8 protein-coding genes are annotated in these 7,726 nt (G+C 72.7%); 4 read left to right on the forward strand and 4 right to left on the reverse strand.

Annotation, left to right across the window (positions count from 1 at the left end; translation table 11 throughout):
• The first annotated feature begins 75 nt into the window (after window positions 1-75).
• From Q0858_RS08970 to Q0858_RS08985, 4 genes are all read left to right on the forward strand, one after another.
• Window positions 76-2,244, forward strand: a complete 2,169-nt coding sequence (locus Q0858_RS08970) for an ATP-binding protein (protein WP_299052925.1) — start codon at window positions 76-78, stop codon at window positions 2,242-2,244.
• A 64-nt stretch (window positions 2,245-2,308) separates the two neighbouring features.
• A complete protein-coding gene (locus Q0858_RS08975; RefSeq protein ID WP_299052927.1) occupies window positions 2,309-2,839 on the forward strand; it encodes a pyruvoyl-dependent arginine decarboxylase in 531 nt (176 codons plus the stop codon).
• On the forward strand, window positions 2,836-3,399 hold the full coding sequence (locus Q0858_RS08980; protein WP_299052929.1) for a hypothetical protein: 564 nt from the start codon (window positions 2,836-2,838) through the stop codon (window positions 3,397-3,399). Before Q0858_RS08975 ends, Q0858_RS08980 begins: the two co-directional genes overlap by 4 nt.
• On the forward strand, window positions 3,396-3,779 hold the full coding sequence (locus Q0858_RS08985) for a response regulator (protein ID WP_299052931.1): 384 nt from the start codon (window positions 3,396-3,398) through the stop codon (window positions 3,777-3,779). The genes Q0858_RS08980 and Q0858_RS08985 overlap by 4 nt, the downstream gene beginning before the upstream one ends.
• Window positions 3,780-3,815: 36 nt before the next feature.
• Here Q0858_RS08985 and galE read toward each other — a convergent pair whose 3' ends face one another.
• The 4 genes from galE to Q0858_RS09005 all read right to left on the reverse strand — a co-directional run bounded on the left by galE (window position 3,816) and on the right by Q0858_RS09005 (window position 7,002).
• The gene (galE, locus tag Q0858_RS08990) at window positions 3,816-4,820 is read right to left on the reverse strand and encodes a UDP-glucose 4-epimerase GalE (RefSeq protein ID WP_299052933.1); all 1,005 of its coding nucleotides are present in this window, start codon (window positions 4,818-4,820) and stop codon (window positions 3,816-3,818) included.
• Window positions 4,821-5,198: 378 nt separating this feature from the next.
• On the reverse strand, window positions 5,199-6,308 hold the full coding sequence (locus tag Q0858_RS08995; protein ID WP_299052935.1) for a YihY/virulence factor BrkB family protein: 1,110 nt from the start codon (window positions 6,306-6,308) through the stop codon (window positions 5,199-5,201).
• Complete coding sequence (locus Q0858_RS09000; protein WP_299052938.1) at window positions 6,305-6,595, reverse strand: DUF3618 domain-containing protein; 291 nt, start codon at window positions 6,593-6,595, stop codon at window positions 6,305-6,307. Before Q0858_RS09000 ends, Q0858_RS08995 begins: the two co-directional genes overlap by 4 nt.
• Complete coding sequence (locus tag Q0858_RS09005; RefSeq protein WP_299052941.1) at window positions 6,592-7,002, reverse strand: phage holin family protein; 411 nt, start codon at window positions 7,000-7,002, stop codon at window positions 6,592-6,594. The genes Q0858_RS09000 and Q0858_RS09005 overlap by 4 nt, the downstream gene beginning before the upstream one ends.
• Between the last annotated feature and the right edge of the window lie 724 nt (window positions 7,003-7,726).

A 7,726-nucleotide genomic window follows, 5' to 3' on the forward strand; every position in this document is an offset into this window, starting at 1 on the left:
CTCCACCGGGTTTCCGCCGGGGGCCAGTCTGGGCGTTCGCTATCCCTGGGGGCCGCGACCCACCACAATCAACACATGACCACCGCCCCCCAGGTGGCCTCCTCCCAGGCCGCAGAGCCGACGCGGATCCGCCCCACCCGGGCAGGTGTCGTCGGGCTCGTCGTCATCGTGCTGGGTGTCGCCGCCACGGCGGCGGTCCTGACGTCGTCGCTGTCGGAGCAGGTGCGCGGCAGCGTGTCCGGGATCGCGCTGCTCGCCGCGGGCCTCACGGTCGGGGTGAGCTGCACCTTCGCGGCGCGGCGCTCCCAGGGGCTGCGGCGCCGCGGCTGGCAGCTGATCGCGCTGGCGGCGATGGTCGCCATCTCGGGCAACCTGCTCGCCCAGTCGGGTGCGGACGCCGACGGCCGGTCGGGGCTGGCGGTCGTCGGCGACCTCGCGCTCGCCGCGGCGGTGGCGCTGGTGGCCGTCGGGGCGATCTGCCTGCCGCAGTCGCGCTGGCGCGGGCGGGACCTCGCGACCGTCCTGCTCGACGGGGTGCTGGCCGTCGCGGCGGTGCTCGTCATCGCCAGCTCGCTGGTGTTCTCCGACATCCTCTCGGCGAGCTCCGCCGGCGGGCTCGCGCGTGCCACGACCCTCGTCATCCCGGTGCTGGACGTGCTCCTGGGCACGATCGCCACCGTCCTGTTCCTGCGGGCCCGCTCGGTCGACCGGGTGGTGATGGCCCTCATCGCCGGCGGCTCGGTGTCGTACGTGCTGAGCGACCTGCACTACGCGGTGCTCTTCGCGCAGGGCAGCTACGCCTTCGGCGGGTGGGCCGACATGGGGTGGATCCTCGGCTACGGCCTCATCGCGACCTCGGCGATCCTCGCCCCCACCACGACCGACGGCCGACCGGTCCCCACGCTCGGCGCGAGCCACGAGGTCCGCGACACCGCCGTCGTGTACGGCGCCCTGCTGTCGGCCGGCGTCGTCCAGGTGCTGGTCCCGGTCCCCGCCGAGGTCCGCAACGGCCAGGCGCTGCTGTGGCTGGTGCTGATCCTCGCGGCGTGCGGGCGCCAGCTCCTGCTCGGGTGGGAGAACGCCTCCCTGCGCCGCGGCCTGCAGCGCCGGGTCGCCGAGCAGACCACCGACCTGCGCCGCATGGTGCGCCAGACGAACATCCTGCTCGACAGCGTCGGCGACGGCATCTACGGCGTCGACCAGGCCGGCCGGGTCACCTTCATGAACCGGGCGGGCCTCCAGCTGCTGGGGATGGGCGACCTCGAGCGGCTCACCGGCGAGCACGCCCACGACGCCTTCCACGCCCCGCGGGGCGACGGGACGCCGTACCCGCGGTCGGGCTGCTACGTCACCGAGGCCATCGAGCACGGCGTGCTGACCGTGGGCGAGGACGACGAGTACTGCCGCGAGGACGCGAGCCGCCTCGCGGTCGAGATCACCGCCAGCCCGCTCGTCGACGAGGACACCGGGGACGTCGGAGGTGCGGTCGTCGTGTTCCGCGACGCCACCGCCCGCCGCGAGATGGAGCGCATCAAGGAGGAGTTCCTCTCGGTGGTCAGCCACGAGCTGCGGACCCCGCTGACCTCGATCCGCGGCAGCCTCGGCCTGCTGAGCGGCGGCGCCCTCGGCGAGCTGCCCGCGCGGGCTGCGACGGTGGCCAAGCTCGCGGAGGACAGCTCGCAGAGGCTCGCCCGCCTCATCAACGACATGCTCGACATGGAGCGCCTCGCCAGCGGTCTGGTGGTGCTCGAGTCCGGGCCCGCCTCGTGCTCGGAGCTGCTTGCCGTCGTCGAGTCCGAGCTCTCCGGGTTGGGCGAGGTGCACGGCGTCGAGCTGGTCGTCGACCGGGTCGAGGGCGTCGCCTTCGTCGACCGCGACCGGTTCGTGCAGGTGATGACGAACCTGGTCGGCAACGCGATGAAGTTCTCCGCGCCCGACCAGCAGGTGCGCGTCTCCGCCGTCGAGCACGCGGGCGAGATCCTCCTCGGCGTCCGCGACGAGGGCCGCGGCATCCCCGCCGACCAGCTCGACCGCATCTTCGACCGGTTCCACCAGGTCGACTCGTCCGACAGCCGGCAGAAGGGCGGGACGGGGCTGGGCCTGGCCATCAGCCGCGGCCTCATCGAGCAGATGGGCGGGCGGATCTGGGCGGAGAGCACCGTCGGGGTCGGGACCACCTTCTGGTTCACACTCCCCCAGGCGCAGTCAGCGCGTCCTGCGGAGGAGGTGGGCGTGCAGGCGTGAGGATCGACCACGAGCCTCCGCACCGCACCAGTCCGTCCATGGGGACACCGAAGGAGAACCGCCCGTGACACCCGAGCCCGCCACATCCGTCCTGCCGCGCGCGGCGACAGGGGTCGCGACGGGCCGGATCTCGGTACGTGCGGCCCGGGGGTCGGGCCGGACCCCGCTGTCGGCCTTCGACGACGCCCTCCACCGGGCCGGGGTGTCGAACCTGAACCTGCTCACGCTGTCCTCCGTGGTCCCGCCCGGGGTGGTGGTCGAGGTGGACGACACGCCCGTCCACCTCGAGGCCGGCCACGGCGACCGCCTCTACTGCGTCCTGGCGGTCGGCCACGCCGAGCTCCGGGGCCAGACGGCCTGGGCCGGCCTGGGCTGGGTGAACGACCCGGAGCACGGGGGCCTGTTCGTCGAGCACCACAGCGGCGCGGAGGAGTCCGTGCGCGAGCTGATCGACCTCACGCTCGCCGACATGGCGGAGCGGCGCGGGACGTCGTACCCGGTCCAGGACGCCTGCGTGATCGACGCCCACTGCGACGACCGCCCCGTCTGCGCCCTCGTGGTGGCGACGTACGACGTGGTCGGGTGGGCCCCGTGAACGCGGTGGAGACCTGGCGGGTCGAGCGGTACGACGTCCTCCCGGCGGAGCTGCTCGCCCCCCTGCGTGCCCTGTACGCCCGCTCCTTCGAGCCGCTGCGCACCCTCGCGGCGGCGCGCCACGTGCTGACGGAGACGGAGTTCGCCGAGGAGATGGCCGACGAGGCGATCAGCAAGTACGTCGCGCTCAGCGACGACGGCGAGCCGGTCGGGCTGACCACCTTCACCCTCGACCTGAGCACGGTCACCTGGGTGAGCGCCGACTTCTACGCCCACCGCTGGCCCGAGCAGGCCGCCACGGGCCGGCTCTACTACCTCGGCTACACGCTCGCCGACCCGGCGTACCAGCGCCGCGGCGTCTTCGACGCGATGCTCACCGTGGTGACGGACCGCGCCATCGACGACGACGCGGTCATCGCCTGGGACATGTGCTCGTTCAACGTCGACTCCGCCCGCCTCGCCGACGGGATCGCCGCGCTCCTCAGCGGCCGGAGCACCGACCCCGAGGTGGTCGACACCCAGCGCTACTACGCCGCCGACTTCACGAAGGGACCTCGATGACCCGACCCGAGACGCCCCGGGTGCTCGTCGTCGACGACGACGACGACATCCGCTTCCTCATCACCATCGCCCTGGAGACCACCGCCGGGTGGGAGGTCGTCGTCGCCACCGGCGGCGCGGAGGCGGTCGCGCTCGCCGCCGAGCGGCAGCCCGACGCGATCCTGCTCGACCTGATGATGCCCGGCATGGACGGCCTCGCGACCACCGAGGCGCTGCGCGCGCAGCCGTCGACGGCGCAGATCCCGGTGATCCTGCTGACCGCGAAGGCCGCCGCGGGTGGCGAGGTCCCCTGGGAGGGCGCCGCCATCTCGGGCGCGCTGACGAAGCCGTTCGACCCGATGACGCTCGCCGCGGACGTGTCCGCGCTGCTCGGCTGGTGACCTGCTGGTGACCTCCCCGCCCCGCGGGGCGGGCCGTCACTCGTAGCCGAGGACCTCCTGGCGGCGCTCGCCCCAGGCCAGCGCCGAGGCGATGGCGTCGTCCAGCGAGAGCTCGGTCCGCCAGTCGAGCAGGCGGCGGGAGGCGTCGACGTTCGCGAACGCGCCGACGGCGTCCCCGGGGCGCGGCGGGGCCTCACGGAGGGGCACCTCGGAGCCGAAGACCCGCTCGAACGACGCGACCAGCTCACGGACGGTGACCCCGTCGCCGGTGCCGATGTTGATGACGGTGCTGGTGACGTCCTCGGTGGCCAGCACCTCGTCGAACGCCTCGACCGCCCGCACGTGGGCCCTCGCGAGGTCCCAGACGTGGATGTAGTCGCGGATGCCGGTCCCGTCGCGGGTGGGGTGCTCGACGCCCGTGATGGTGAAGGCGTCCTTCTGCCCGCGGGCGGCCATGACGAGCTGGCCGAGCACGTGGGACGGCTCCTTCGCGTAGATGCCGGACTCGAGGTCCGGGTCGGAGCCGATCGGGTTGAAGTAGCGCAGGATCACCGCGCGCAGGTCGGTGGCCGCGGCCATGTCCTGCAGCGCCATCTCCATCATCAGCTTCGTCCGGGCGTACGGCGAGGACGGCGCCAGCCCGTCGGCCTCGGTCACCTCGAACTCGTCCTTCAGCGCGTACAGCGACGCCGAGGAGCTGAACAGCACCCGCGTCAGCCCCAGCCCGGTCAGCTCGTCGAACAGCTCGAGGCTCTTCGCGACGTTGTCGCGGTAGTACTCGTACGGCAGCTGCACCGACTCCGGGACGACGATCCGCGCCGCCATGTGGATGGTGGCGTGGATGTCGGGGTGCTCCTCCGCGATCCGCCGCAGCAGCGCCCGGTCGGCGATGTCGCCCTCGTAGAAGATCCGGTCCTTCACGAAGACCCGCGGGCCCACGAGCAGCGAGTCGAGGACGACCGGGGTGTGCCCGGCCTCCTCCAGCGCCTTGCAGGTGGTCGATCCGATGTAGCCGGCGCCGCCGGTGACGAGAACCTTCATCCGGCCACCCTAGGAGAGCCCCCGCCGGCCGGCCCAGCCGATTGCGGGCTCGGCGCGGCGGGGCGTCGGGGCTCACCCCGGGCGGGCGGCTTCCCAGGGTAGGTGGCGACCCTGTCACTCCCCGCGCCGAATTCGGCGTGGGAGGTGACAACACGACCACTCACCCTGGGAAGTTGCCCATCTCCCGCGCCCCGGGGGCCTCAGGCCAAGTCCACCAGTCGCCCCACCGACGCGGGCAACGGTCGGTCGCCCGGCCGCTCCCCCGTCATGCGCGGGCAGGCGCGAGCGCCGCCGACGCTGCCGAGGATCCCCCACCCGGGGGGTCGAGGATCTTGGCGGACCTGCTGGTGTGTCCTCGACGGGCCCGTCAGCACTCCTTCATCCGCGTTCGGGCCATTGTCCGGCGCTCTGTCGCTCTTCGGCGCTGTCGTCGGTCGAGCCGCGGCTCTCCCGGAGCGCGCGTCCGCGCTCGACGTCCTTCTCCTCCTTGACGTCGGCCTTGTCCGCCGCACGGGTGTCGCGGGGCGGCAGCTGCACCGACCGCTCGGCCGCGATGCCGGCCTGCAGCTCGCGACCGCGCTCGAGCTCGGCGTCCAGCTCGGCACCGAACAGCAGGGCGAGGTTGGTGATCCACAGCCACAGGAGGAAGACGATGACGCCGGCCAGCGCGCCGTACGTCGCGTTGTAGCTGGAGAAGTTCGCGACGTAGAAGCCGAACAGCGCGGAGGCGATGATCCAGGTGACGATCGCGAACGCCGCGCCCACGCTGATCCAGCGGAGCTTCGGCTGCTGCACGTTCGGGGTGGCCCAGTAGAGGATCGCGACGATCACCATCACGACGACCAGCAGCACCGGCCACTTGACGATGCTCCACACGAGGACGGCGGTCGAGCCGAGCCCGATGGCGTCGCCGACGGCCTGCGCGGCCGGGCCGGTGAGGACCAGCGCGAGCAGCACCAGCGCCGCGAGGACGACGGCGACCAGCGTCACGAGGATCATCTGGGGGCGCAGCTTCCACACCGGACGGCCCTCGCGGACCTCGTAGACCCGGTTCATCGCCCGCCCGAACGAGCCGACGTACCCCGACGCGGAGAACAGCGCGGTCGCGAGCCCGACGACCAGGGCGATGCCGCCGCCCTGGCTCTGGCTGAGCTCGAGGAGGGTGGGCTCGAGGGTGTCCACGACCGAGCCGGCGCCGACGTCGCGCAGGATCTGCGTGAGGGTGTCGACCGTCTGCCGGCCCTGGCCGGCGAGGCTGACCAGGCTCAGCAGGGCGATGATCGCCGGGAACAGCGCCAGGACGGCGTAGTAGGTCAGCGCCGCCGCGAGGTCGGTGCACTGGTCCTTGCCGAACTCCCGCACCACCCGGCGTACGACGTTCGTCCAGGACGGCTTGGTCAGCTCGCCCGGGGAGTCGACCTTGGCGCCGTCGTCGGGGTGCGGGGCGTGCTCGGCCTTCTCGGCGGTCTCTGAGGAGTGACGACTCACCTGCGACGCCGGCGGAGGACGACGAGACCGACGACGGCGGCGACGACCGCGCCGAGGACGGCGTACGTCTGCGGCGTCGGCCGGCCCTTGTCGTCGGTGGCGCCGTCGACGGCCCGGTCCTTGGCGTCGCGGGCCCGGGTCTTCACGTCCATCTTCTGGCTGAGCTGGTCGACGGTCTCGCCGAGCTGGCGGCGCTGCTCGACGAGCTCGGCCTCGAGCTGCTCGACCGACGGCTTGGCCTGGTCCTGCTGGTCCTTGTCGGACGGGGTGTGGTCACCAGTGCTCATGAACGGGCCTCCTTGACGGTCGCGACGTCGCGCTTGACGTTGTCGACGGTGTGCTCGGGCGCGACCGGGACGGCCTGCTGGACCTGCCCGCGTCCGAGGACGGCGACGACGCCGGCGACCACGAACAGCACGGCCGTGACGATCAGCGCCGACAGCCACAGGTCGACGAGGAGCGCCAGCGCGATGATGATCGTCGCGAGGAGGGTCCCGACGCCGTACAGCGCGATGACGCCGGCGGCGCCGAGCAGGCCGGCACCGATGCCGGCGCGCTTGGCCTTCTGGGTCATCTCGGCCTGCGCGAGCCGCATCTCGCTGCGGATCAGGGTGGAGGTCTGCTCGGACAGCTGGCTCAGCAGCTCACCGGTGGTGGGCTCGTGGTCGGCGGACCGTGGGGTGCTCGGGGACATCTCGCTCCTGGTCGGGCTCGGGGACCCCGTCGAGTACCCGCCTCACCACCAGCGATGCAGACCCCACCGACCTCACCGGGTCTCGAGGCTCGGTCGCTGCGCGACACTCACACCTCGACCACCGGAACGGCCCAGTCACACCTCGACCACCGCCGGAGGTCGAGGTGCTCCGAGCCCTGGCGAGGAGCCACGAGACCCCGTACGCCGAACGCCGACCTGACCCACGGTGGTCGAGCAGCCCGCGAGCGCAGCGAGCGCGCGTCGTCGAGACCCCCTACGACGGACGTCGGCCGTCTCACCGGGTCTCGAGGCTCGGTCGCTGCGCGACACTCACACCTCGACCACCACCGGAGGTCGAGGTGCTCCAAGCCCTGGCGAGGAGCCACGAGACCCCGTACGACGAACGCCGACCCGACCCGACCCACGCTGGTCGAGCAGCCCGCGAGCGCAGCGAGCGCGCGTCGTCGAGACCCCCTTCGACGGACGTCGGCCGTCTCACCGGGTCTCGAGGCTCGGTCGCTGCGCGACACTCACACCTCGACCACCGGAACGGACCAGTCACACCTCGACGACCGCCGGAGGTCGAGGTGCTCCGAGCCCTGGCGAGGAGCCGCGAGACCCCGTACGGCAAGCGCCGATAGGACCACCGGTGGTCGAGCAGCCCGCGAGCGCAGCGAGCGCGCGTCGTCGAGACCCCCTTCGACGGACGTCGGCCGTCTCACCG

Source organism: uncultured Nocardioides sp. (assembly GCF_947489365.1).
Lineage (GTDB): Bacteria > Actinomycetota > Actinomycetes > Propionibacteriales > Nocardioidaceae > Nocardioides.